Raw genomic sequence first — 26,723 nt, forward strand, 5'->3', positions numbered from 1 at the left:
AGTATTTTAAAAAACATTGAAATCCTGTATATTTACTATTATGTATGCTTTAGTAGATTGTAATAATTTTTATGCGTCTTGCGAACGTACTTTTAACCCTAATTTACGCAACAAACCCATTGCTATTTTAAGTAATAATGATGGTTGTGTTATTTCGCGCAGTGATGAAGCTAAAGCATTAAACCTTCCTATGGGGGCTCCTATTTTTAAATGGGAAGCCTTTTGTAAGGCTAATAATATTCTTGTGTATTCTTCTAATTATCCATTGTATGGGGATATGAGTAGTCGCGTTATGACCATATTAGAGGGGTTTACTCCAGATGTTGAGGTGTACAGTATTGATGAGGCCTTTGTGCAATTTAAAGGTTTTGAAGATTACAATTTTGAAGATTACGGAAACCAAATAAGGCAGCGCATTTTAAAATGGACTGGTATTCCTACTTGTGTGGGGATTGCTCCAACAAAAGCTTTGAGCAAGGTGGCTAATAAAATAGCTCGTAAATTTCCAAACGAAACCAATGGTGTTTATGTAATTGATTCTGAAGAGAAAAAAATGAAAGCTTTAAAATGGATAAAATTAGAAGCTGTTTGGGGGATTGGGCGTGGATTGCAAAAGCGATTAAAAATAAAAGGATGCAATACAGCTTTGGATTTTGTCGAATTGCCAGATGAATGGGTGCGTAAGAATTTCTCAATTACTGAATGGAAGCTAAAGAAAGATTTAGAAGGCGTTTCTAAGTTGACATTGGATGAATTCCAAACGAAAAGAGCGATTGCAACAACCAGAAGTTTTGAATATACCTTCTCTGATATTGAGAATATTAAAGAACGAATCTCAACATTCGCAACAAGTTGTGCTGAAAAATTACGTAAGCAAGGTTCTAGTTGTCATATTATCTATGTTATTTTAAGTAGTGACAGACATAAAAAAGGAACGGAGCAACATAGGGCAAGTAAAGCTGTAAATTTACCATACCCAACTAATTCATCTTTAATTATTAGTAATTGTGCTTTAGATAGTGTAGTTTCAATTTTTAAAGAAGGCGTGAAGTATAAACGAGCAGGTGTTATTGTGACTGGTTTAGTTCCAACAAGTAACCATCAATTAGATATGTTTGAAAGTGAAAATCCAAAACATAAACCATTGATGGATACTATAGATATATTGAATACTAAATATGAAAATTATAAAGTAAAGCTAGGAAACCAGGACTTAAAACGAACTTGGAAAATGCGTCAAGAGCGATTATCTCCAAGGTATACAACTAATATTAATGATATTATAAAAGTAACATGATACGACACAAATCACAACCTCTAACGTTTTTTACTCCAAAAGCAACAAATAATTCAGGAGCTCCTTTTTTCGATACAGGAATTTCGGCAGGATTTCCTTCGCCTGCTGAGGATTTTAAGGAACAGCGTTTGTCTTTAGATAAAGAGCTTATAAAAAATAAGGAGGCTACTTTTTTTGCTCGAGTAAGTGGACAGTCTATGATTGGAGCTGGATTGGATGATAATGATTTGTTAGTCATAGATAGAAGCTTAGAGCCTACAAATAATAAAATAGCCGTTTGTTTTTTGGATGGAGAGTTTACGGTAAAGCGCTTAAAAGTAGATAAAGATGAAGTATGGTTGCAGCCAGAAAATCCTAACTATCCGATAATCAAAATTACTAGTGATAACGATTTTGTTATATGGGGTATTGTTACTAGTGTTATTAAGAAAGTATAGTTTGTAATGACCCAAATTGTTTATAAACGTGCAGAAACTGAAGAAGAACTACAACAAATTTTAGATTTACAAAGTATCAATGTTAAGATATTATTGTCTAATGAAATTATGAAAGCAGAAGGGTTTGTTTCTGTAAAGCATACTTATGATGTTTTAAAACGAATGAATGATGCTTGTCCACATATTATTGCTACATATAAAGGAAACGTTGTAGGTTATGCTTTATGTATGCTCAATGCTTTTAGAAATGATGTCCCTGCGCTTATACCTATGTTTGAGTATATGGATGGTATTATTGCTTCTAAAAATCTATCTGAGCTTCGCTATCTAATTGTGGGACAAATTTGTATAGATAAAGCGTATAGAAAGCAAGGAATTTTTAAAGGACTTTACCATTATTTTAAGGATGAGTTAAAGTCAGATTTTGATGCAGTAATTACAGAGGTTAATTCTAAAAACAACCGTTCATCTGGCGCACATCGAGCAGTCGGGTTTGAGATTTTAGATGTTCATACTGAAGCAGGTGAAGAGTGGGAGTTAATGATCTGGAAATGGGTATAAAAAAAACGTGAAGCTATTAACTTCACGTTTTTAATATATTTTATAAAAATAAATTTAGTCTGCTAAAACAATAACTTTATTGTCTTTCATCTCTATAGTTCCAGAATTTATCTTTAATAAAGTTGTGTCTTTTTCTCCTTTAGTAAATTTATCCTGAACAACTTCAGCTAATTCAATATTTCCTGAAATTTTTACAACACCTTCTTTTAATAAAGATACAATAGGTGCGTGATTGTTTAACATTTCGAAATCTCCATTAACTCCAGGGACAGCAACACTAGTTACTTCTCCGCTAAATAAGGTTGCTTCAGGTGATACAATTTCTAAATACATACAAACTTGTTTTAGTACCCTGAACTTGTTTCAGGGTCTTTTAATTTCTATTCAAAGTTCAAAATTTAAGATGCTGAAATAAATTCAGCACTTGCTTAGGCTATGCCTCTGCAAGCATTTTATCTCCAGCCTCAATAGCTTCTTCGATAGTTCCTTTAAGGTTAAACGCAGCTTCTGGTAAGTGATCTAATTCACCATCCATAATCATGTTAAATCCTTTAATAGTCTCTTTAATATCAACTAATACCCCTGGTATACCTGTAAATTGCTCTGCTACGTGGAAAGGTTGTGATAAGAAACGTTGTACACGTCTAGCTCTACCTACAGCCAATTTATCTTCTTCAGATAACTCTTCCATACCAAGAATAGCGATAATATCTTGTAACTCTTTGTAACGTTGTAATAACTCTTTTACTCTTTGTGCACAGTCATAGTGCTCGTTTCCTAATATGTCTGCCGTTAAGATTCTAGATGTAGAATCTAAAGGATCTACCGCAGGGTAAATACCTAACTCAGCAATTTTACGAGATAATACTGTTGTTGCATCTAAGTGAGCAAAGGTTGTTGCAGGAGCAGGATCCGTTAAATCATCCGCAGGTACGTAAACCGCTTGTACAGATGTAATAGAACCTCTTTTTGTTGATGTAATACGCTCTTGCATCGCACCCATCTCTGTTGCTAATGTTGGTTGGTAACCTACCGCAGAAGGCATACGACCAAGTAATGCAGATACCTCAGATCCAGCTTGTGTAAAACGGAAGATATTATCTACGAAAAATAATACATCTTTTCCTTGTCCTTCACCAGCACCATCACGGAAATACTCAGCAATAGTTAAACCAGATAAGGCAACACGTGCACGTGCTCCAGGAGGCTCATTCATTTGTCCGAATACGAAAGTTGCTTTAGATTCTTTCATTTTAGATTTATCAACTTTAGATAAATCCCATCCACCTGCTTCCATAGAGTGCATGAAATCATCACCATAACGGATAATTCCAGATTCTAACATCTCTCTTAAAAGGTCATTCCCTTCACGAGTTCTTTCTCCAACTCCAGCAAATACTGAAAGTCCACCGTGTCCTTTTGCTATATTGTTGATCAACTCCTGAATCAATACTGTTTTACCTACACCAGCACCACCAAATAAACCAATTTTACCACCTTTTGCATAAGGCTCAATTAAATCGATGACTTTAATACCCGTAAATAAAACTTCAGTGGATGTTGATAAATCTTCAAATTTAGGAGCTTGACGGTGAATTGGTAACCCAGCTTCGTTAGCTTTAGGTAAATCTCCAAGACCATCAATAGCGTCTCCAATTACATTAAATAAACGTCCATAAACATCATCACCAATCGGCATTTGTATAGGCGCACCAGTAGCTACAACTTCAGTTCCTCTACTTAAACCATCAGATGAATCCATGGCGATAGTACGAACTGTATCTTCACCAATGTGAGACTGTACTTCTAATACTAATATAGAACCATCAGGTCTTTTAATTTCTAATGAATCGTAAATTTTTGGAAGTTCTGAACCTGCACCGAATTCAACATCGATTACCGGACCTACTATTTGTGCAACTTTACCTGTAACTTTAGACATTACTTATGTATTTAATATTATGCGATTTAATTGTATGAAAACACTTTTAGTTTTCGCGTGCAAAGATATATTTTTTAATTTAAAATAAAAGTTGTTTTTAGAGCTTTTTTATAATAAAAAAACACCTCCTGCCAGAAGGTGTTTTATAATAATATTTTAATCTTAAATTATTGTAACGCAGGAGAGTAATTTGTTGGGTAATCATTTGCGTTGGCAACGTTCCCAGATTCAATAAAATTTGAACCAAATTGAGTATCAATAGCTTCTAAAAATTTATTAGCCATAAGAGCATAGCCTCTGCCTGTTAAATGAACACCATCCAAGCCTACAGCACCACCGGTTACTAAATCTGCATTGAGATTAAAACCATCAAAATCAATGCCCGTACTTGCTAGTTCGCTAAGAATACCGTTTAAATCAACTAAAGCAATATTATCATTCGAATTTGCTACATCAGAAATAGTGGTATTATAGGCATCAGTTGCTACTTTAATGTCTTCTTGCTCTTCTGGAGTTAATACCCACTTGTCTGCTAATGGAACAGCGACGCCATTAACAGTCTGTGCATTTCCAGGAATGGCCTCTGTTCCTATAAATGCCGATGCAGGTAACACAAATAAATCTTCAGCAGTCGCTTGTCTCATGCTTACTAACTCTTCGTTTATTCCTGTTAAGTCTGTTAAGCTTTCATCCATAATTACAACAGCATTATTTGCAGAAGCTTCAAAGGTTATTGTTCTTTTTGCAATTTCAATATCTGCTAATTCTTGAGTTAAAGGTGTATTTGCAACTAGAAAAGCAAATGCTCCTTGAATACCAGCGTTATATGCACCATAAGCCGCCGCACTGTTTAAAAACGCTGCTGTTTCTGTGTCTAAAGGAATAGGGTTATGAGGTACTGTAGTAAAATGTGGTAAATCCGTAATAAATGGTACGTTAGTTACAACACCTTTAGCCCCTCCCGAAGTTAATCCAGTAATAAGCGCATTAAGTGCATCATTAAAAGTGGCACTATCTGTAATTAGATTAGAACCATCTCCTCCAGACAGGGCATAGCCCAATACATCATTACCCCCAACTTCAGATAAGGTAAAAAATGTAGGGTTTTGCGCCATAGCATCCGCTAAAACTGTAGCTGTTGGCGCTGATGCTATACGTGCGTAGTAAGGATTTAATCTGGCATAACCAGGAGCTACAAGATGCCAGCTTTTTGCACCAGGGATACCAAAATTTTTAAAGTCGCTACCAATGCTTACACCAGCTTCTGTAGTAATAGGAGGAACAGAAGCTCCTAATCCATTTAAAAAAGCATCTAGCGATTGCGGTCCTGGAATGTCGCTATTAAAAACGAACCTATAACCTCGTACTACGTTACCACCTGCTAAAATACCTCCTGTATTGTCACTCATTAAAGGTTGTGTAAAAGCACCTCCACCTGCTTTTGCAAATTCTTTTGATAAAATGTTAGGAAATGAATTTTCCTGTGACGCTTTAAATAAACCACCATCTGTAAAACCAGATGTAAATGAAGCGCCTACAGCTACGTAATTCGAGAAATCTGCTGTACCTGCTGTTAATTCTGGTAATATGACTTCTTCTGGTAATATCTTGTCGTCTTCGTCGCAAGCAAAAAATCCTAAAGCAAGGACAAAAAGGTATATATATCTAATATTCATAATGATCTTTTTATAAGTTATTAATTGTCCATGAAAGGTAAAATTGAGACCCTATTAGTCCTGTTCCTACGGCTGTAAAATATTCATCTCCTAAAAGATTAGAGGCACCTGCTTTAAATGTCGATTTTAAAGATGGTACGCGTAAGTTTATTTGTGCATCTAAAACATGGTAAGCAGGAACTTCTGCTGTGGCAAAAGAAGCTTCCCAAACATAATCATCACTCCATCTCCAAGCTACATTAAAACCGAAGTTTTTAAATAGATTAGTATTTCCAAAAGACGCTTTTACTTTGTGCTCTGGTGTGTTAAAGTTTGTTTGAAAATCTGGATTGGCTTCACGATCAAAATCTAATTTGGCATAGGTGTAATTCATACCTAAATCATAGTTTCCAAATACCTTAGTCGTCACCCCTAATGCTGCACCATAAGAATTAACATCTGCTGTTGTATTTGTATAGGCTCTATAAGCTTGAAAGTCGCTATTAGCTACTGCAACTATAGCTAAAGGAGTTCCACCAGGAGCAGTTTGAGATAATTGAACATCTCCATAATATGGGTTAACGACATCTACTGTGGTAATAAAATCTTGATATTGGTTTAAGTAAGCACTAAAATCAATAATAACCTTATCTAGTTTTCCACGATAACCTACTTCATACGAACTAACCTGCTCAGGTTTTACAATACCAGGATTAGCTATTTTTAGATCTGCAGGATTCTGTGAAGCAGCAAAAGCCGCAACCGAAGTTCTTGTAAAGGAGTTATTATAAGCTCCAGTACCATCATAATCAAAGCTATTACCAATAATGCTTTGTCCAGTGGTAGAAATATCATCACCACTAACTGTTCTTAAATCTCTTTCGGGGTTATCTGGTGCACTACCTAATAAAATAATACTTCCTACATTGAAACCAATATACAGAGCTTGTGTATCGGGATTTCTAAAACCTGTTTGAAAAGAGGCTCTTAAATTATGATTATTGTCTTCTCCTAAATTATAACCAAGAGATAGCCTTGGCGAGAAAAATGCATCAAAGAGTTCTGATTTATCGTAACGAATAGAAGCCGTTAACTTTAAACGCTCATCTTCTAAAAACTTCTTTTGAATTTGTGTGTATAGACCAACTTCAGAATATGGAATCTCTCCTAATTTATCGGTGTAAATGGAACCAAACGAGTTTAAGACATATCTTCTATAGGAACCACCTACTTGAATATCGGCAAAATCGGTTAAATGACTGAAGTTATAGTTGGCATCTGAATGATAGATTTTAGATTCATCTCTAAATTTACTACCAGTTAATACATCTGGATCGTTTATCACCGTATTGAAAGCGCTTTGAAACTGAGGTGTACCAGGTTCAAACCTTCCAGTATCTGCCACTTGTCTTGCATTAGCATGTGCTTGGTTGGCATTTAACCCCGCTAATGTACCTTCTATAAAAGCACCGGTGTATTCACCAAACCAAACGTCATCGGCTTTCCATTGTCTGTTTATATTTACACCAGTAAATACCATATCGTAAGAATCACCAGCATTGTCGGCAGTAACATATCCCCTCAGGAAAAAATTATCATTTTTTATTTCTAGTTTATGCTGCTGTAAAAAGAAGTTCTTTATGGAGTACCTGTTAGAACCTTGATATACAGTGGATCCAGAACCTATTTTTCCAACGTATTGAATTTCAAAATCGTTTTCCCAAGGTCGGTAGTACAATCCCCAATCGGTTTTAATACTTTTAGCATCATAATCTGTTAAATCGGCTTCATCATAACCTGTTCTACTAACGTTAACTGAAGGCACTAAATTAGCCAAGTTGGGATTAGGGAGTCTTCCTAGTGCAGCTAGTCTATCTGCTACTGTCTTAATATTAATGGTAGCAATATCACCATATACATTAACACCATCATAGTCTATATCATTTTCTCTGGTGCTGTTACCTTCTACAAAGGTAGTCGTTCGATCTTTCCCTCTAGTATCGTTTGCTACCCAATCTGTCCCTTGTAAATAGCTAAAGTTAACCTTTGCAGCGAACTTTTCACTGAATTTGTGAGCAACACGAATGCCATAATCTTTATAATCATTATCACCTGCAGCTATTTGAGAGGTAATACCTTGTTTATAGTAAGCACTAATGCCATGATGATCAAAAGGACTTTTACTTCTCATAAATAATATTCCATTAAAGGCATTAGCACCATAAAGGGCAGAGGCCGCTCCCGGTAGGAGTTCTACACTTTGTACATCTGTTTCTATCATTCCTAATAGGTTTCCTAAAGGAAAGTTAAGAGCAGGTGCAGCATTGTCCATACCATCTACCAATTGCATAAAACGAGTATTTGCGAATGTGGCAAAACCTCTGGTATTAATAGATTTAAAGGTTAAACTATTTGTGTTAATATCAACGCCCTTTAGATTTTCTAATCCGTCGTAAAAATCGGAAGAAGCTGTATTTTTGATTGCTTTTAATCCAAAGCGTTCGACTGTTACTGGCGATTCAAAAATTCGTTCTGGTGTTCTTGATGCCGAAATTACAACTTCATCTAAGGATGTTCCTTCTTTAAGAATAATGGTTAACTTTTGGTTACTTGACGTTACTACTTCGGTAGCGGTTTCAAAACCAACACTACTAGCTTGAATGCTAAACGGAGGGTTTTGATTAACAGTAAGAGAGAAATTACCATCAAAGTCTGTTACGACTCCTGTTGAAGTACCAACAATAATAATATTAGCGCCTGGGATGGGCTGATTATTATCATCAACAACAAAGCCGGAAATAGTTGTTTGCGAATAAGATAAACCGCAAAACAACAACAGTAAAATTGAGAAAATTGTCTTCATTTAGTAAGAATTAGTTTATATTTTTGATAAGCAATATAAAGATATTAAATATTACTTCAACATAAAAATAGAAAAAAATTATGCATGCATAGTATTTTTTAACAAAAAAACATGTGAAGAACTGGTTTTTTTGTAAAAAAAGTGAAGGTTTATTGAACATTATCACTATGCCTTAGATTTTAAGACATAGTGATATAATATTTATGTAGTAATTATTCTACAGTAACAGATTTAGCCAAGTTTCGAGGCTGATCTACATTTTTACCTAACATTACAGCAATGTGATACGATAATAATTGGAGAGGTATAGTCGTTAATAACGGAGACAGTGATTCTAAAGTTTCTGGTACTTCAATAACATGATCTGCCAATTCTTTAACTTGAACATCTCCTTCGGTTACAATACCTATAATTTTTCCTTTACGGGATTTTATTTCTTGAATATTACTTACTACTTTTTCGTAATGCCCTTTTTTTGTTGCAATAACTACAATAGGCATATTTTCATCAATTAAAGCAATAGGCCCGTGTTTCATCTCTGCAGCAGGATAACCTTCAGCATGAATATAGGATATTTCTTTTAACTTTAAAGCACCTTCAAGTGCTACAGGGAAGTTATATCCTCTTCCTAAGTATAAGAAGTTACTAACATCTTTATAGATTTCAGCTATTTTTTGAATATGAGCATCAGATTTTAAAGATTCTTCTACTTTTTTAGGAATCATTTCTAATTCCAGCAAATGATGACGGAAATCTGAACTACTAATGGTTCCTTTTGCTCTTGCCAATCGCAATGCTATTAAGGTTAAAACCGTAATTTGAGTTGTAAAAGCTTTTGTTGAAGCAACACCAATTTCTGGACCTGCATGTGTATAAGCTCCTGCATGAGTCTCTCTGGCAATAGATGAACCTACAACATTACATACTCCAAATACAAAAGCACCTTTAGATTTTGCTAATTTAATAGCTGCTAATGTATCGGCAGTTTCACCAGATTGAGAAATTGCTATAAGAACATCTTTCTCTGTAATAATTGGGTTTCGATATCTAAATTCAGAAGCATATTCTACTTCAACAGGAACCCTTGCTAAATCTTCAAATATGTACTCAGCTACTAAACCTGCATGCCAAGAAGTACCACAAGCTACAATTATAATACGATCGGCATTTAAGAATTTTTTCATATTATCCTCAATACCTGCCATCTTTATAATAGCCTCTTGTCTAAGAAGTCTACCTCTATAAGTATCGGTAATTGCTTTAGGTTGTTCGTGAATTTCTTTTAACATGAAATGATCGAAACCGCCTTTTTCTATTTCCTCTAAATTAATTTTAAGCTTTTGAATATAAGGATCAACTAAAGAATCATCTTTAATTTTTCTAATTTTTATGCCTTTATGAAATCTAATAATAGCCATTTCTTCATCTTCTAAATAAATGGCATTTTTAGTATATTCTAAAAAAGGAGACGCATCACTTGCAATAAAAAACTCGTCTTCACCAACACCAATAGCTAAAGGACTCCCTAAACGGGCAATAACAACTTCTTCGGGCTTGTTTTTATCGAAAACAGCAATAGCATATGCACCTATTACTTGGTTTAATGCAATTTGTACAGCTTTACCAAGTTTTACATTTTCCTGTTTTTTTACATCTTCAATCAAATTAATTAAGACTTCTGTATCTGTATCTGATTGGAAAGTATAACCTCTTGATATTAATTCTTGTTTGAGTGATTCATAATTTTCAATAATACCATTATGAATAATAACTAAATCTCCAGAATTTGAAACATGAGGATGTGAGTTAACATCGTTTGGAACACCATGTGTTGCCCAACGTGTATGTCCAATACCCACAGATCCGTGCTTAGTGATTTCTTTTTCAGAACGTGCTTCTAAATCAACCACTTTTCCCTTAGTTTTAGAAACTTTTAGGTCAGTGCCGTCAAATAATGCAATACCAGCACTATCGTAACCTCTATACTCTAAACGTTTAAGACCTTCTATTATAATTGGATAAGCTTCTCTGGGGCCTATATATCCTACAATTCCACACATAAGTAATTTTTTTGTTTTGCTTTAGCTCGAGCAAATATGTAAAATAAATTTCAAACAAGGATTATTTATTATATATAAGGAATAGTTTATACGATGAAATTCACCTTATTAAAGACTTTCTCTATATATTTAAAGACTAATTGTTTTCGGGTTCTGTAAAAAATACGCTTAACTTCATTCTTTTTGATGAATCAACACCATTTCTAACTCTATTTCCATGTAAAATAGTTCCTCTTGGCGATAAAATTGCCGCAGCAGGGATAGCAGTAACATCATCATTGTTGCTATTTAATATTTCAGCATTGTTTAGATAATTAACATTAGTGGATAATACCAGACCTATTTTTGTGTTAGTAGAGTCTTTCAATAAGATATTATTTAAATGCCGTGTAAGACGTATTTTGTATTTCTTTTGATCTGGATCACGCTGTCCTAAATGGAATATTATAGAATTTAACGGATCTGAAGGATTTGAAGTAGCTTGATCAGCTCCATAATCAGCAAGAATAATATTGTTTTTAATATCATAAGCATAAATTCTATCATACCTATGAAGACCTTCATTATCAGAAGAAATATCTTCGTGTATAATTAATTGAGCTTCATTAATGATTTTTTTTAATACAAAATCACCTGTTCTTTTATCTTTGATGAAATCACCGTTATCATCTGTTTTTCTAAAATCATTTATAAAATCATCATAAGCATCAGGGTCGTTACCGAATAAATCTACAATAGCCATGGATCCTTCTGCTCCTTTTAAGTAAAGTGTTTCGTCTCCTAAATCAGGATCTCCATCAACAAATGTTGTATTGTAATTGTTAATAAAGGTATTAAGTCTATTGCCTCCACTAAAATTAAGGGAATATGTAGCTTGTGTTCTGGAATTTTCTTCTCCTGTTGAATAGTGTATAGCTATGTTAGCATCTGCAGAAGCGAAATTTAGTAAGAACATGTTTCCGTTGCCGCTTACAGCTTCCGCTTTAAAATATAGACCTCTAAAATAATCATAAAAATTACTAACATTACTTAGTTCTGGTTGGCCTTCAATATCTATAATTGTAGTTTTCCAAAAATTCTTAGTGTCATCGGTATCATCAAGATGCGTTCTAAATGCTGGGACAGTTCTTGAAGTAACAGCATCGTCACCGTCTCCAATAGTTGTTTTTATGGCATCAGCACTAGGAGAAAACATAGTATCCTTTAATATTTCTCCTTTATGATCATCAAAGTTTATAGTGTTATTTTCTATAAGAGCAAAATTATCAGTTAGGTTTATACCACTGTTGCCATTAGAGAAATAATTTTGAGGACTATTTGCTGAGTTTGGATTAAAACTTCTTAAAAAATAATTATTACGATAAATAGACAGTTTAATTTCTGCTTCAGGATCTCCATATAGAGAGTCTTTAATAGAATATGTGCTATTACCATTAGTATCTACACCAATAACCTTACTAAAATAAGGAATACTTAAAATAACAGAATCAATAACAGGATTAACCCCAAAAGAAGGGCTTAATGAAGTCGGAGTTACTTGAGTAACGACACTTGCAGTGGTTTGTCCAAATTCAGGATCATTATAAAACCCAAGCAAATTAGAGTTTAAATTGTTGATCTGTAATGTGTTAAGTTTTTTGTTATATGCAGTTATAGGAAGGATCGTATCACCAATACCAAAGTTAGCATTTCCTTTTCCTAAAACATCACTTTCTAAAACACTAAACTCTTCATCGCAAGCGATAAAAGACAAAGCAATTAATAGAAAAATTACGGGAAATTTAAGGGCTTTAATCGTCTTTTTCATATATACTAAATGAATATAATTAGGTTAACTTAAAACGTTAGTATTTAAAAATGTTGTATAAGCTTCACCAAATTCATCTTTGTTTTTGTATTCTAATACAGGTTTATTAGATGCTTCTAAATATGATTTTAAATCTTCAGGAATACTTTCAGATCCTTCAATTAATGCATCCGAGTAGTCAACAGCAACTTTCATTAAGTTATTATATGTTGGCTCTTCAAGTACATTAACAGCACCTTCATTAATATTGTCAAATTTAATCTTATTAAGCATATCTTTATTTAATGAATTGTTAAAACTTTGATTATAAATTGAAGTAACAATTTTGCTTTCATTAAATAAAGGTTCATCTTTATAGTATTCTTTTAGATATAACGGCAGTAATGATGCCAACCATCCGTGTACGTGAATAACATCTGGAGACCAATTTAATTTCTTTACGGTTTCAATAACACCTTTGGCAAAGAAAATAGCACGTTCGTCATTGTCTGAAAACAATTTACCATCTTCATCGGTCAACGTTGCTTTTCTTTTAAAGTATTCATCATTATCAATAAAGTATACTTGTATACGTTCTTTAGGAATAGATGCTACTTTAATAATAAGAGGCATATCTAAATCATTTATCACCAAGTTTATACCAGATAATCTAATAACTTCATGTAATTGGTGCCTGCGTTCATTAATGTTGCCGTATCGAGGCATGAAAATTCTTATTTGACCTCCTTGCTGATTCACCAATCTTGGTGCTTCAAATGACATGGACGAAATTTCGGTTTCTGGCAAATAAGGAACTACTTCAGATGATACGTACAATATCCTCTTATCTTTCATATGTTTGTTTTTGTTGACTTTTTACAGTCTGGTATAACTAGCAATTAAGTGTCTTTTTTTTAAGAATTTTTTTCTAAAGCTTGTTTTTTTGATAGTATAGCTTTTAGAAATTCAAAATAAAAAACACGCAAAAGTACAAAATTTTATGCAAATTGGTTGTAAAATCTTAAGTTTGCACGCGTTAATTTTTTATTAAAAAGTGGAATTTTACTCAGAAAAACAACAAATTACGGCAGCTATTGATGCTTTAAAGACAAAAGGACTAACATTAGGGTTGGTTCCTACAATGGGTGCTTTGCATGAAGGGCATTTACAATTAGTTAAAAAAGCTTTGGATAATAATGATAAAGTGATTGTTAGTATTTTTGTAAATCCTACTCAATTTGATAACAAAGAAGACCTAGAAAAATATCCAAGAACACTTGAGCGCGATATGGATTTACTAAAAACGGTTAGTAAAAACAACATCATAGTTTATGCGCCTACGGTAGATGATATTTATGAAGGGAAAACGGTGTCTCAAAATTTTGATTTTGATGGTTTAGAGTTTGAAATGGAAGGTAAATTTCGCAATGGACATTTTGATGGTGTTGGCACAATTGTAAAACGTTTTTTCGACATAGTAAAACCCCATAATGCCTATTTTGGAGAGAAAGATTTTCAACAATTACAGATTATAAAAAAACTAGTGGATAAATTTCATATTCCAGTTAATGTAGTTGGATGTAAAATTCATCGTGAACCTAGTGGTTTAGCGATGAGTTCTCGAAATACACGACTAAAACCTGAGTATAAAGAAGCGGCCCCTTTTATTTATAAAACTTTAATTGCAGCTAAAAAGCATTTTGGCACAAATAGTGCTAATGAAGTGGTGAAATGGGTTGCAAATCGGTTTTCTATGCATAATTTGTTAGAACTGGAATATATTATAATTGCTGATGCTGAAACGTTAAAACCAGTTAAGCGAAAATCAAGCAAAAAATCATATAGAGCATTTATAGCTGTATATGCAGATGATATTAGACTTATTGATAATATCGCGTTAAATTAATTATCTTTGCCACATGCAAATTCAAGTAGTAAAATCTAAGATTCATAGAGTAAAATGCACAGGTGCTGAACTCAATTATATAGGTAGTATCACTATTGATGAAGATCTAATGGGGGCTGCCAATATTATACAAGGTGAAAAAGTTCAAATTGTTAATAATGATAATGGCGAACGTTTAGAAACATATTGTATACCAGGACCACGTGGGAGTGGTGAAATTACACTTAATGGAGCAGCCGCTAGAAAAGTTTCGGTTGGAGATACGTTAATTTTAATTACTTATGCTTTTATGGATATTGAAGAAGCTAAAAGTTTTAAGCCGTCTTTAGTATTCCCTGATGAAGCTACCAACTTATTAAAATAGAGGTTTTGAACCACAAGATAAAAAGAATACTAAAAATTACGCTCCCATTACTACTGGGAGTTTTTTTGGTCTGGTATTCATTGTCTAAAGTGTCTGTTGAAGAATTATTAGTTTATGCCAAAAACGCAGACTACACCTGGATAATTTCGGGTATGTTTTTAGGGCTTTTAAGTCATTTGTCTCGTGCATACCGTTGGCGTTTTCAACTAGAACCAATGGGCTATAATATTAAATTAGGGAATAGTGTAATGGCTGTATTTGCTACCTATTTAATAAATTATACGATACCTAGAGCAGGAGAAGTTGCTAGAGCTTCTATACTTACTAATTACGAAGATGTCCCTTTTGAAAAAGGTTTTGGGACTATTGTTGCCGAACGTATCGCAGATATGATAGTTATGTTGGGTATAATCACTATGACGCTTTTCCTTCAATTTGAGTTTATATACGGCTTTTTAGTTGAAAAATTTAATCCTATAAAAATTATAATTGCGTTGGCTATTGGACTTTTGTTATTATTTTTCTTTTTAAGATATATAAAAAATAGTGAGTCTAAAATAGCTTTAAAAATTAGAACATTTATTAATGGATTAGTAGAAGGTGCCCTTAGCATTTTTAAAATGAAAAAAAAATGGGCATTTATTTTTCATACACTTTTTATTTGGGGCATGTATGTGCTTATGTTTTATGTAACATCTTTTTCTATAGGAGATCTACATGGTATTTCAATGGGAGCCATTCTAATAGGTTTTATTTCTGCAAGCTTTAGTATTGCAGCTACAAATGGAGGTATAGGGTCTTATCCTTTAGCTATTTATGCGGCTTTTTCAATATTTGGAATTGCTGAAGAGCCAAGTATCGCTTTTGGTTGGATTATGTGGGCATCGCAAACCCTCATGATTATTGTTTTTGGAGGACTGTCATTAATTTATCTGCCTATTTACAATAGAGTAAAGTCTAAATAGATTTCGATTGCGGTCTGTTTGAATTGTTATGCCTTATTTATTACCTTGCCAATATTAAAACTCAAATCATTTAAAAATGAAAAAAGCAGTTGTTTTCTTTTTATTACTTTTTGTTTCTTTAAACCTAGGAGCGCAAGTTAAATACGAAACCTTTCAATCTTATAAATTAGGAGAAGATCGTCAATTAAAAATTCAGTTACCAAGGGGTTATAAAACTAATACAGATAAAACCTATCCGTTATTTGTAGTGCTAGATGGGGATTATATGTTTGAAGCTGTTGCTGGTAATGTAGATTATTACTCCTATTGGGAAGATATGCCAGAGTCCATTATTGTGGGGATTAATCAGGTTGATAAACGATTTGACGATTGTTTGTATTCAGAGCAAAATTCCTTACCAATTGAAACAGGAGCCGCTTTTTATGAGTTTATAGGCTTAGAACTTATTCCATATATAGAAAAAAAATATAGGACAGCTAATTTTAGAATAGCAGTCGGACATGGAGAAACAGCTAATTTTATTAATTATTACTTACTAAAATCTCAACCTCTATTTCAAGCTTATATTGCAATTAGTCCAGAATTAGCTCCAAATATGCTAGACTATCTTCCAGAACGTTTAAGTAAATTGGAGTCTAAAACATACTATTACTTAGCAAATACTAAAAATGATCTTGGTTCTATAAAGAAGATGACTGATGTACTCAATAAAGATCTTTCAGCTATAGAAAATGAGAATTTACTTTATAGTTTTAATAGTTTCGAAACACCTTCTCATTATTCAGTTCCTTTATATGCGTTGCCAAATGCCTTTGAAAATATTTTTAAAGTCTTTCAGCCTATTAGTAAAAAAGAATATAAAGAAACCATCCTTGAATTAGAAACATCTCCAGTAGACTATTTGGTTGAGAAATATCAAACAATTAATGATTTGCTTGGAATAAAAAAGAAAGTTCTAATTAATGATTTTAAAGCAATTTCGGCAGCTATTGAAAAAACAGAACAGTTTGAATATTATGAAGCGTTAGGTAAAATGGCTCGGGATCAATATCCAGATACGCTTTTAGGAGGTTATTATTTAGCTCGTTTTTATGAGGAAATGGGAGAGCCAAAAAAAGCTATGCGTACGTATCAAACAGCTTATACCTTAAAAGAAATTGCGGGTATTTCAAAAGATTTACTAATTGAGAAAATAGATTTAATTAAAGAAGATTTTGGTTATTAACATTAGATAACTTTTAGAATAGTTCATTTTGCTCATACGTAATTTTAAAATTCAAGTGATATAATGGCAAAAGTAAAAACGACTTTTTTTTGTCAAAACTGTGGTACTCAATATGCAAAATGGCAAGGACAATGCAATGCCTGCAAAGAGTGGAATACCATTGTTGAAGAAGTTATTCAAAAGCCAGAAAAGAATGATTGGAAAACCCCAACATCTACAACAAAGAAAGCATCTGTTCCATTACGTATAAAGGATATAGATGTTTCTAAAGAACCAAGACTAAATACCTACGATGGGGAATTTAATCGCGTACTAGGTGGAGGCATAGTACCTGGGTCTTTAACGTTGTTGGGAGGAGAACCAGGCATTGGTAAGAGTACGCTCTTACTTCAAATTTCGTTAAAATTACCATATAAAACCTTATATGTTTCTGGTGAAGAAAGTCAGAAACAAATAAAAATGCGTGCTGAACGTGTTAACCCAAATAATAATAACTGTTATATTCTAACAGAAACCAAAACGCAAAATATATTCAAACAAATCGCTGCGCTTCAACCAGATATTGTTATAATTGACTCTATACAGACTTTGCATAGTGATTATATTGAATCTTCTTCAGGAAGTATTTCACAGATTAAAGAATGTACCACAGAGCTTATAAAATTTGCAAAAGAAACAGCTACCCCTGTTTTATTGATTGGACATATTACTAAGGATGGGCATATTGCAGGCCCAAAAATATTGGAACACATGGTAGATACCGTGTTGCAATTTGAGGGAGATCGTAATCATGTATTTAGAATTTTAAGAGCTCATAAAAACCGTTTTGGTTCTACCAATGAACTGGGTATATATGAAATGCAAGGTTCTGGGCTTCGAGAGGTGACCAATCCGTCGGAGATTTTAATTTCTAAAAAAGATGAAGAATTATCTGGAAATGCCATAGCAGCAACCTTAGAAGGCATGCGGCCATTAATGATAGAAGTACAGGCTTTAGTAAGTACAGCAGTTTATGGAACGCCTCAACGTAGTGCTACGGGGTTTAATGCTAAGCGCCTTAATATGTTATTAGCAGTTTTAGAAAAACGTGCTGGATTCCGGTTAGGGGCAAAAGATGTGTTTTTAAATATAACCGGAGGCATTACGGTTGATGACCCTGCTATTGATTTGGCTGTTGTGGCTGCTATATTGTCCTCTAATGAAGATACGGCACTACAAAAAGATTTTTGTTTTGCTGCAGAGGTTGGCCTCTCTGGAGAGATTCGTCCTGTACAGCGTGTAGAACAGCGTATTTTAGAAGCCGAAAAATTGGGATTCTCCTCTATTTTTGTGTCAAAATACAATAAAATTTCACTGAAAAACACCGTGATTAAAATTCAACTTATCTCTAAAATTGAAGATTTAGTTGGTATTCTTATTTGATTTTTAGCAATTTTAATCCCCTTAAAAGCATAAAATATACGCTTCATCGAACATTTAATGTATTTTATCTGATTTTTTTTAGTTTTTGTCGATTTTTTGAATTAATATTGTAGGGTATTTAACACTAAATCATAAAATTAATGATTTCTAACCAGTGATTTTGTAATTGAAGCATTTTTCCCTCAACAGTAATTTTAATTTTATTACAAATAACTGTGCAATACTTTAATGACTGTATACCAATTAGTATGCATTTCGTCGATGTTATTGTATTTGATAGAAAAATTTTAAATTTTAACGAGAAAAATATATAACTATTTGATTGTAAGATAATTTAGATCTACCCAAATCTATTAATTATGAAAACAAAACTACTTTTCAGCCTGTTTATGGCTTTATTTGTGTATAATTATTCTTTTGCACAAGATTCGGATGGAGACGGTATAGATGATTCTGTTGATATAGATGATGATAATGATGGTATTATAGATACTTACGAATGTTCAGCATCTATTCAATTTAACAATGCATCATTACTAACAGCTACAGATTTGTATGATGTTAAGGCTGGAGAAAAGGTAGTGTACTCAAATGCTCTTTTTTATCAAAATAAATACTACGACATTATTTTAACCATAATAAACATTAATGGTTCGTATACAGTAGATTGTAATAACGAATTGAGGGTGAGTACATTTGATTCCAGTAGTGATGATTATGTATCATATTCATTTGATCTGGTTGAAGCTGGAAGTGCAACACCTTTAAATCCTATTGGTACACCAGCAGTTTTATACGACATTATTTTAGAGTTAAGAGATATAGATACATCATATGGCTCAGATTTTACAGAAATAGCAGGATTTAATCCTTCAACAGTAACATCAACAGTAACCCCATATTTAAGTGCTACAACAAATTTAGAACAAGCAGGTTTTGCAAACGGACCCGACCCTTTGGGTTATAACCTATATCGTTTAGACCCGACCATAGTAGCTCCAAATTCAGATTGGGAGTATGAACCAGATGATGGAGGAACACATGGAGATGATCCAGATTTCTATTTATACATGGAGTTTGATAAATTTTCTCATGTAGATTTATTATATGGAGCAACAGGAACAGATACTTTTACTTGGATAAGATTAACAAACTTTGGAGTAAGTTCTAAATGCGATTTTGATGATGATCTTCTTTTAGATACAGTTGATATTGATAGTGATAATGACGGTATTCCAGATAATGTGGAAGCACAGCCTACAATTGGATATATCCCACCAAGTAATGTGAGTAGTAGTATTACAGATGCTAATAATAATGGTTTAGATGATGTTTATGAGTCTGCTATGGGAGGTACCGATTTAAACCAATTAGAAGATACAGACGGTGATGGATTAAAAGATTATTTAGATAGCGATACCGATAATGATGGCACACCGGATATTCAAGAAAATGGTCAGGCAAATACACTTAACAGCATCGACATTGATAATGATGGCCTAGATGATAACTTTGATTCGGTAACTGGTTTTCTGGATGTTAATGATGAAGTAACTACAGGAGATGTTACCGATCTTACAAATTCTTTTGGTGATGTTGATAGCGATGCCACTTTAGGAGGGGATTTAGATTATAGAGATTTATTTGATATTAACCCGCCAACAATTGCTTCTATAGATTTTGATGGGATAGATGATTATTTATCCAGAACATCATTTATAGATGGGTTAGATAATGTAACAATAATGGCTTGGATAAAATCTGATTCCGGAAACGCTACTAATATGACTATTCTGGGAGAAGATACAGGTTGTAAATTATGGTTACAAAATGGAAATACGCCATCATTTACTACTAAAACGGTTGGAAACTCACAAGAGACTATAAGTTGTAGTGCTATTAATTTTGATGAATGGCATCATTTAGCCGCAACGTATACTAGTTCTACAGGATTGATGCAGTTATTTGTTGATGGAACATTATTAAGTTCCACAAATGTTGCAAGTACAGGAGCTGCTATTGAGAATACTGAAGACGCTAACGGAAATTTTGAAATTGGTAGATTTTCCAATGATGTCATAGTTGATAAAGAATACTTTAAAGGAGACATTGATGAGGTAAGAGTCTTTGACGTTGTGTTAACTTCCGAACAATTAAAAAAGATGGTGTATCAAGAAATTGAAAATAATTCAGGGAATACTATAGGATCTATTGTGGGAAAAGATATTGAGGACACATCTACAAGTAATACTGTACCTTGGACAAATTTGATAGCCTATTACCCAATGACGAATATTAAAAAAGGGACGACTTCAGATTATTCAAGTTATGATAAAGAATTATATATAAATTATATTACTACCATTCAAGATCAAACAGCTCCAATGCCTTATGTTTCTTCAAATAACGGTAGTTGGACAACACAATCAACATGGCAACATGGAGATGTTTGGGATATTGAAAATACAGCTAATAATAAAGATTGGTGTATTATAAAAATAGCAAGTAATGTATCGGCATGTCACCCAATTAAAACGGCAGGCTTAATAATTGATACAGGGAATACTTTTACGGTTCACAGTGAGAATCTTATTGAAAACTCTTGGTATTTAGAATTAAACGGGACTTTGGATTTGGAAGATGATTGCCAATTAATTCAGACGGAGCATAGTGATTTGGTGACCTCAGCTACGGGTAAAATTTTAAGACGCCAAGAAGGAACCTCCAATGTATATAGGTATAACTATTGGTCGTCCCCAGTAGGTGCGGTAGGTGCCACAAGCTTAATAGATAACAATGGCTCCACAAATAACCCTAACAATACCCCGTTCAGTTTAAACACGATAAAAGATGAATCTGGAGTTAATTTTTCTTTTACGACGTCTTATGACGAAGTAGGAAAGATAAGTACCTATTGGTTGTATACTTTTAAAAATGGATTGACCTATTGGGATTGGGCATCACTTTCACCAAATACAGGACTGGAAGTCGGTGTAGGCTATACGCAAAAAGGAACAGGCAATGCTGGATTGGAGCAACAATATATATTTGAAGGAAAGCCAAATAATGGCACGATACTGGTAAATGCAATCGATGTAGGAGGTCCGGGATCAGTAACATCGGTATCAAAAACCGAATACCTACTAGGAAACCCGTATCCATCGGCATTGGATATCCATAAATTCATAGACGATAATGCAGGTGTTATAGATGGCACCTTACAATTATGGCAACAATGGGCAGGAGATTCACATGTTTTAAATGAGTACAAAGGAGGCTACGCGCAGGTAAACAAGCTAGGATCTGTAAGAGCCTATCAGTTTGTTGGAATAGAAGGTGCTCACAATGGGGAACAAGATGGAACAATAACACCATCAAGGTATCTTCCCGTAGGACAAGGATTTATTACAGAAATTATAGCAGATGGGACCGTGGAATTTAATAACAGTCAGCGGGTATTTATAAAAGAATCTGATGCAGACGGTACGTATAATAATGGGTCTTCATTTTTAAAATCAAGTACAAAATCTAAGAAAAGTAGCAGCTCAATAGAGAGCAAAGAAACTGGTGATAGCAATGTGATGCAAAAAATCCGATTAGAGTTTAATTCAACATCTGGACCAGCAACAAGAAGAGAGCTCCTTCTAGGTTTTAGCGACACCACCACAGACGGATTCGATTATGGGTACGATACAGAATGCGATGAATCTACAAATAATGATTTTAATTTAAGTTTAGAAGGCAAGAATATGAATATGCAAGCATATAGTGCCATTACTCCTGATAAAGTAGTGCCGTTAAACTTTAAATCATCAGGAGATAATTCCTTTGAAATACGAATAACCGAAACAGAGAACATAGCAGACCAAGATATCTATTTAAGAGATAACCTAACGGGCGTTTATTTTGAATTAACGACTAAAGAAGTATACAGTTTTAGTTCAGAACAAGGGAAGTTTAATAACAGGTTTGAGATCGTTTTTCAAAATGAAGCTAACACCTTGAGTGCAGAAGAAGCGACATTTACCGAGAATTATGTTTATTATCAAAACAGAACAAATACACTGTATGCTAAAAAGCTAACAAGTGGAGTTAAAAAGTTGGCATTAATTAGCATGAGAGGACAGACCGTTTTAGAAGTTGAAAACGTCTCGACAGATCGATTAGAAAATGGATTTAAATTTAACAATATATCAACAGGAGCCTATATTGTATGCTTGAGAACAGAAACGAATGAGGTATTAACCAAAAAAATTGTTTTTAATTAGTTTAGTTTTTTTATAAGAGTAATAAAAGAGTCAAAATATTTATTTTGGCTCTTTTTGTTTATAAAGAATTTCAAGACATTTTTACAGCAGATAAAAGTAATGAGTTATTAACAGTTAAAATGTTAAAGACTGGTGAGTAATTTAAAGAGGAAAGGCTTATATGTCAGTGTTTAATGATTTAACTTTGTCTTCATTAACAGCACTTAAACAATGGAAAATATAATTTTGACTTTTTGTCTAACATTTATAGTCGTTATTTTGATTTATTGGGTAATGCCAATAAAAAAAATGAAAGCTGTAAACGAGGCACTAAAAACTTTACTTCAAGTACTTCCAATTTCAAAAACAGTAGAAGCCATTTTAAAGAAGAATAACCTTTCAAAATAGAAATAGTAACATAAGAATATTGAGATAAGATTTTTCGATTATCAAAAATCATTTTTAATCTTACTTTTTTCTCAAAATTCCTTAAATTCGCTTCCTTATTAGAATAAAGCGTAAATGAGCACTAAATTTCCTGAATATAAAGGACTTGACTTACCAAATGTAGCAAAAGAGATACTACAATATTGGCAAGAAAATAACATCTTTGAGAAAAGTGTTTCTACCAGAGAAGGTAAGGAACCTTATGTATTTTATGAAGGGCCACCGTCTGCAAATGGACTTCCTGGAGTACACCACGTTTTAGCACGTGCTATTAAAGATATTTTTCCACGTTATAAAACCATGAAAGGCTACCAAGTAAAGCGTAAAGCAGGTTGGGATACTCATGGCTTACCTATTGAGTTAGGTGTTGAAAAAGAATTAGGTATTACCAAGGAAGATATAGGGAAAACAATTTCGGTAGAAGATTATAATGCAGCATGTCGTAAAGCCGTAATGCGTTATACAGACGTATGGAATGACCTAACACAAAAAATGGGCTATTGGGTAGATATGGACGACCCGTATATTACCTACGATCCTAAATACATGGAGAGTGTTTGGTGGTTGCTAAAGCAAATTTATAATAAAACCTTGCTTTACAAAGGCTATACCATACAGCCTTATTCACCAAAAGCAGGTACAGGGTTAAGCTCACATGAATTAAACCAACCAGGAACGTATCAAGATGTAACCGATACCACAGTAGTTGCTCAATTTAAAGCAAATCAAGATTCGTTACCAGACTTTTTACAAAATGAAGGTGATATTTATTTTATGGCTTGGACAACCACACCATGGACATTACCAAGTAATACAGCATTAACCGTTGGGCCAAAAATTGATTATGTATTAGTTGAAACATATAATCAATATACGTTCGAACCCATCAATGTTGTTTTAGCTAAGAAACTAGTTAACTATCAGTTTTCTGGAAAATTTAATCAAGTTGAAGATAAATCTGAATTATTAAACTATAAATCGGGAGATAAAAAAATTCCTTTTTATGTTGTTAAAGAATTTGTAGGGAAAGATTTAGTAGGTATTACTTACGAACAGTTGTTGCCTTATGCATTGCCAAATGATAATCCGGAAAATGCTTTTAGAATCATTTCTGGAGATTTCGTAACAACAGAAGATGGTACAGGAATTGTACATACAGCACCTACTTTTGGAGCCGATGATGCCTTGGTAGCAAAACAAGCGACACCAGAAGTACCACCTATGCTGGTAAAAGATGAACATGATAATTTGGTGCCGCTTGTAGATTTGCAAGGACGTTTTAGACCAGAAATGGGAGAATACGCAGGTAAGTATGTGAAGAATGAGTACTATAATGATGGCGAAGCACCAGAACGTTCTATTGACGTAGAGATTGCCATTAAATTAAAAGAAGAAAATAAAGCCTTTAAGGTTGAGAAATATAAGCACAGCTATCCAAACTGTTGGAGAACAGATAAACCCATTCTATATTATCCTTTAGATTCTTGGTTTATTAAAGTAACCGATATTAAAGATCGTATGCACGAACTTAATAACTCCATCAATTGGAAACCAAAAAGTACTGGTGAAGGACGATTTGGAAATTGGTTAGCGAATGCAAACGATTGGAATTTATCACGCTCACGTTATTGGGGAATTCCATTACCAATTTGGAGAACTGAAGATGGGAAAGAAGAAATTTGTATTGGATCTGTAGAGGAGTTAAAATCTGAAATGGGTAAAGCTGTTTCAGCAGGTGTTTTAGCAAAAGATATTTTTGAAGATTTTGAAATTGGAAATAATTCTGAAGAAAATTATGCCAAGATAGATTTACATAAAAACATTGTTGACGACATCGTATTGGTATCTGCATCAGGTCAAAAAATGTTCAGAGAAAGCGATTTAATTGACGTGTGGTTTGATTCTGGTTCTATGCCTTATGCACAATGGCATTATCCATTTGAAAATAGAGAGTTTATAGATGGCTCTCGTCAACCTGAACTTGTTCCAGGTTCTCATGACGAGGCTCCGAAACAAGTTCGGAACGACAAGAAAGTTTTTCCTGCCGATTTTATAGCAGAAGGTGTCGATCAAACAAGAGGGTGGTTCTATACGTTACATGCTATTGGAACGATGGTTTTTGATTCTGTAGCCTATAAAAATGTAGTATCCAATGGATTGGTGTTAGACAAGAACGGACAGAAAATGTCGAAGCGCTTAGGGAATGCTGTAGATCCTTTTGAAACTTTAGGTAATTATGGAGCCGATGCTACGCGTTGGTACATGATTAGTAACGCAAACCCTTGGGATAATTTAAAATTCGATATAGAAGGAGTAGAAGAGGTGAAACGTAAGTTTTTCGGAACACTTTACAATACCTATTCTTTCTTTACTTTATATACTAATTTAGATAACTTTAATTATTCTGAAGCAGACATAGTTTTAGAAGAGCGACCGGAAATTGATCGTTGGATTTTGTCCGAGTTGCATACATTGATAAAGAAAGTGGATGCTTTTTATGCTGATTATGAACCTACAAAAGCAGCACGTGCTATCTCAGATTTTACTCAAGATTATGTAAGCAACTGGTTCGTTCGTTTAAGCAGAAGGCGTTTTTGGAAAGGTGATTACGAGCAAGATAAAATTTCGGCATACCAAACGCTTTATACGTGTATGATAACGATTGCAAAACTAGGAGCGCCAATTGCACCGTTTTTTATGGATAGATTGTATTTAGATTTAAATTCAGTGACCCAAAAAGAATCATTTGAGAGTGTGCATTTAGCGAACTTCCCTGTTTATGATGAAGCCTTTATTGATAAAAGTTTAGAACGAAAAATGGAAAGCGCTCAAACAATATCATCATTAGTTTTATCGTTAAGAGCTAAGGAGAAAATAAAAGTACGTCAGCCACTTCAAAAAATAATGATTCCAGTTGATAATGATCAACAAAAAGAAGAAATATTGGCTGTTTCAGAGTTAATAAAACATGAAGTAAATGTTAAAAGTGTAGAGCTTTTAGAAGAAGCTTCAGATATTTTAGTAAAGCAAATAAAGCCCAATTTTAAAGCGCTTGGGCCACGTTTTGGTAAGGAAATGAAACTAATAGCCAACACGATAAAAGCATTCAATGCTGATGATATAAAAAAAATTGAACAAAATGGTGTTTTAGATGTTGAAATTAATGGAAAAAATATTACTTTAGAGCTTGAAGATGTAGAGATTACATCTCAAGATATTGAAGGTTGGTTAGTTGCAAATGAAGGATCATTAACTGTAGCTTTAGATGTTACGATATCTGATGATTTGCGAAAAGAAGGTATTGCGAGAGAACTTATTAATCGCATACAAAATTTACGTAAAGATTCAGGATTTGAAGTAACAGATAGAATTGATGTGAGACTTCAAAAAGATGATTATGTTGTAAATGCTGTTAATGCAAATATGGTCTATATTAAAACGGAAACGTTAACCAATGAACTTGAAATTATTGATAAATTAGATAATGGTATCGAAATTGTTTTTGATGATGTAAATACCAAATTGTTTATACAAAAACATTAAAAT

General features: G+C 33.6%; 18 protein-coding genes. 11 read left to right on the top strand and 7 right to left on the bottom strand.

What is annotated here, in order from left to right:
• The first annotated feature begins 40 nt into the window (after positions 1–40).
• Genes Q4Q39_RS12105 through Q4Q39_RS12115 form a run of 3 tightly spaced genes read left to right on the top strand, consistent with a single transcriptional unit; the run spans position 41 to position 2,295 of the window.
• Positions 41–1,297: a Y-family DNA polymerase gene (locus tag Q4Q39_RS12105; RefSeq protein WP_303283168.1), complete on the top strand. Its 1,257-nt coding sequence runs from the start codon at positions 41–43 to the stop codon at positions 1,295–1,297.
• On the top strand, positions 1,294–1,734 hold the full coding sequence (locus Q4Q39_RS12110) for a LexA family protein (RefSeq protein ID WP_303282753.1): 441 nt from the start codon (positions 1,294–1,296) through the stop codon (positions 1,732–1,734). The genes Q4Q39_RS12105 and Q4Q39_RS12110 overlap by 4 nt, the downstream gene beginning before the upstream one ends.
• A 6-nt stretch (positions 1,735–1,740) precedes the next feature.
• The gene (locus Q4Q39_RS12115; RefSeq protein ID WP_303282754.1) at positions 1,741–2,295 is read left to right on the top strand and encodes a GNAT family N-acetyltransferase; all 555 of its coding nucleotides are present in this window, start codon (positions 1,741–1,743) and stop codon (positions 2,293–2,295) included.
• Between the two features lie 54 nt (positions 2,296–2,349).
• Here the strand turns inward: Q4Q39_RS12115 and Q4Q39_RS12120 are convergent, their stop codons facing one another.
• The 7 genes from Q4Q39_RS12120 to Q4Q39_RS12150 form a co-directional block, all read right to left on the bottom strand.
• On the bottom strand, positions 2,350–2,628 hold the full coding sequence (locus tag Q4Q39_RS12120) for a F0F1 ATP synthase subunit delta/epsilon (protein WP_303282755.1): 279 nt from the start codon (positions 2,626–2,628) through the stop codon (positions 2,350–2,352).
• 100 nt (positions 2,629–2,728) lie between these two features.
• Positions 2,729–4,237 (bottom strand): F0F1 ATP synthase subunit beta, encoded by a 1,509-nt coding sequence (gene atpD, locus Q4Q39_RS12125; protein WP_303282756.1) that lies wholly within the window; start codon positions 4,235–4,237, stop codon positions 2,729–2,731.
• Positions 4,238–4,404: 167 nt separating this feature from the next.
• On the bottom strand, positions 4,405–5,913 hold the full coding sequence (locus tag Q4Q39_RS12130; protein ID WP_303282757.1) for an SGNH/GDSL hydrolase family protein: 1,509 nt from the start codon (positions 5,911–5,913) through the stop codon (positions 4,405–4,407).
• A gap of 10 nt (positions 5,914–5,923) precedes the next feature.
• Positions 5,924–8,755: a TonB-dependent receptor gene (locus Q4Q39_RS12135; protein WP_303282758.1), complete on the bottom strand. Its 2,832-nt coding sequence runs from the start codon at positions 8,753–8,755 to the stop codon at positions 5,924–5,926.
• A 212-nt stretch (positions 8,756–8,967) separates the two neighbouring features.
• Positions 8,968–10,815 (bottom strand): glutamine--fructose-6-phosphate transaminase (isomerizing), encoded by a 1,848-nt coding sequence (gene glmS, locus Q4Q39_RS12140; protein ID WP_303282759.1) that lies wholly within the window; start codon positions 10,813–10,815, stop codon positions 8,968–8,970.
• Positions 10,816–10,951: 136 nt separating this feature from the next.
• On the bottom strand, positions 10,952–12,622 hold the full coding sequence (bamH, locus tag Q4Q39_RS12145) for a BamH family beta-barrel-assembly machinery protein (RefSeq protein WP_303282760.1): 1,671 nt from the start codon (positions 12,620–12,622) through the stop codon (positions 10,952–10,954).
• Between the two features lie 24 nt (positions 12,623–12,646).
• The gene (locus Q4Q39_RS12150) at positions 12,647–13,456 is read right to left on the bottom strand and encodes a glycogen/starch synthase (RefSeq protein ID WP_303282761.1); all 810 of its coding nucleotides are present in this window, start codon (positions 13,454–13,456) and stop codon (positions 12,647–12,649) included.
• A 199-nt stretch (positions 13,457–13,655) separates the two neighbouring features.
• On the opposite strand from Q4Q39_RS12150, the gene panC reads away from it, so the two are divergent.
• The 8 genes from panC (at position 13,656) to ileS (ending at position 26,720) form a co-directional block, all read left to right on the top strand.
• A complete protein-coding gene (gene panC, locus Q4Q39_RS12155) occupies positions 13,656–14,507 on the top strand; it encodes a pantoate--beta-alanine ligase (RefSeq protein WP_303282762.1) in 852 nt (283 codons plus the stop codon).
• A 13-nt stretch (positions 14,508–14,520) separates the two neighbouring features.
• Positions 14,521–14,871 (top strand): aspartate 1-decarboxylase, encoded by a 351-nt coding sequence (gene panD, locus Q4Q39_RS12160; RefSeq protein ID WP_303282763.1) that lies wholly within the window; start codon positions 14,521–14,523, stop codon positions 14,869–14,871.
• Positions 14,872–14,876: 5 nt separating this feature from the next.
• On the top strand, positions 14,877–15,836 hold the full coding sequence (locus Q4Q39_RS12165) for a lysylphosphatidylglycerol synthase transmembrane domain-containing protein (RefSeq protein ID WP_303282764.1): 960 nt from the start codon (positions 14,877–14,879) through the stop codon (positions 15,834–15,836).
• Positions 15,837–15,912: 76 nt separating this feature from the next.
• Entirely contained in the window at positions 15,913–17,061 is a 1,149-nt protein-coding gene (locus Q4Q39_RS12170; protein WP_303282765.1) for an alpha/beta hydrolase, read from the top strand.
• 63 nt (positions 17,062–17,124) lie between these two features.
• Complete coding sequence (radA, locus tag Q4Q39_RS12175; RefSeq protein WP_303282766.1) at positions 17,125–18,483, top strand: DNA repair protein RadA; 1,359 nt, start codon at positions 17,125–17,127, stop codon at positions 18,481–18,483.
• Positions 18,484–18,842: 359 nt separating this feature from the next.
• Positions 18,843–22,751 (top strand): LamG domain-containing protein, encoded by a 3,909-nt coding sequence (locus tag Q4Q39_RS12180; RefSeq protein WP_303282767.1) that lies wholly within the window; start codon positions 18,843–18,845, stop codon positions 22,749–22,751.
• Positions 22,752–22,984: 233 nt separating this feature from the next.
• Positions 22,985–23,125, top strand: a complete 141-nt coding sequence (locus Q4Q39_RS12185; protein WP_303282768.1) for a hypothetical protein — start codon at positions 22,985–22,987, stop codon at positions 23,123–23,125.
• A 127-nt stretch (positions 23,126–23,252) separates the two neighbouring features.
• Entirely contained in the window at positions 23,253–26,720 is a 3,468-nt protein-coding gene (gene ileS, locus Q4Q39_RS12190; protein WP_303282770.1) for an isoleucine--tRNA ligase, read from the top strand.
• The last annotated feature ends 3 nt before the right edge of the window (positions 26,721–26,723 follow it).

Origin of the sequence: Flavivirga amylovorans (genome assembly GCF_030540875.1) — a bacterium.
GTDB lineage: Bacteria > Bacteroidota > Bacteroidia > Flavobacteriales > Flavobacteriaceae > Flavivirga > Flavivirga amylovorans.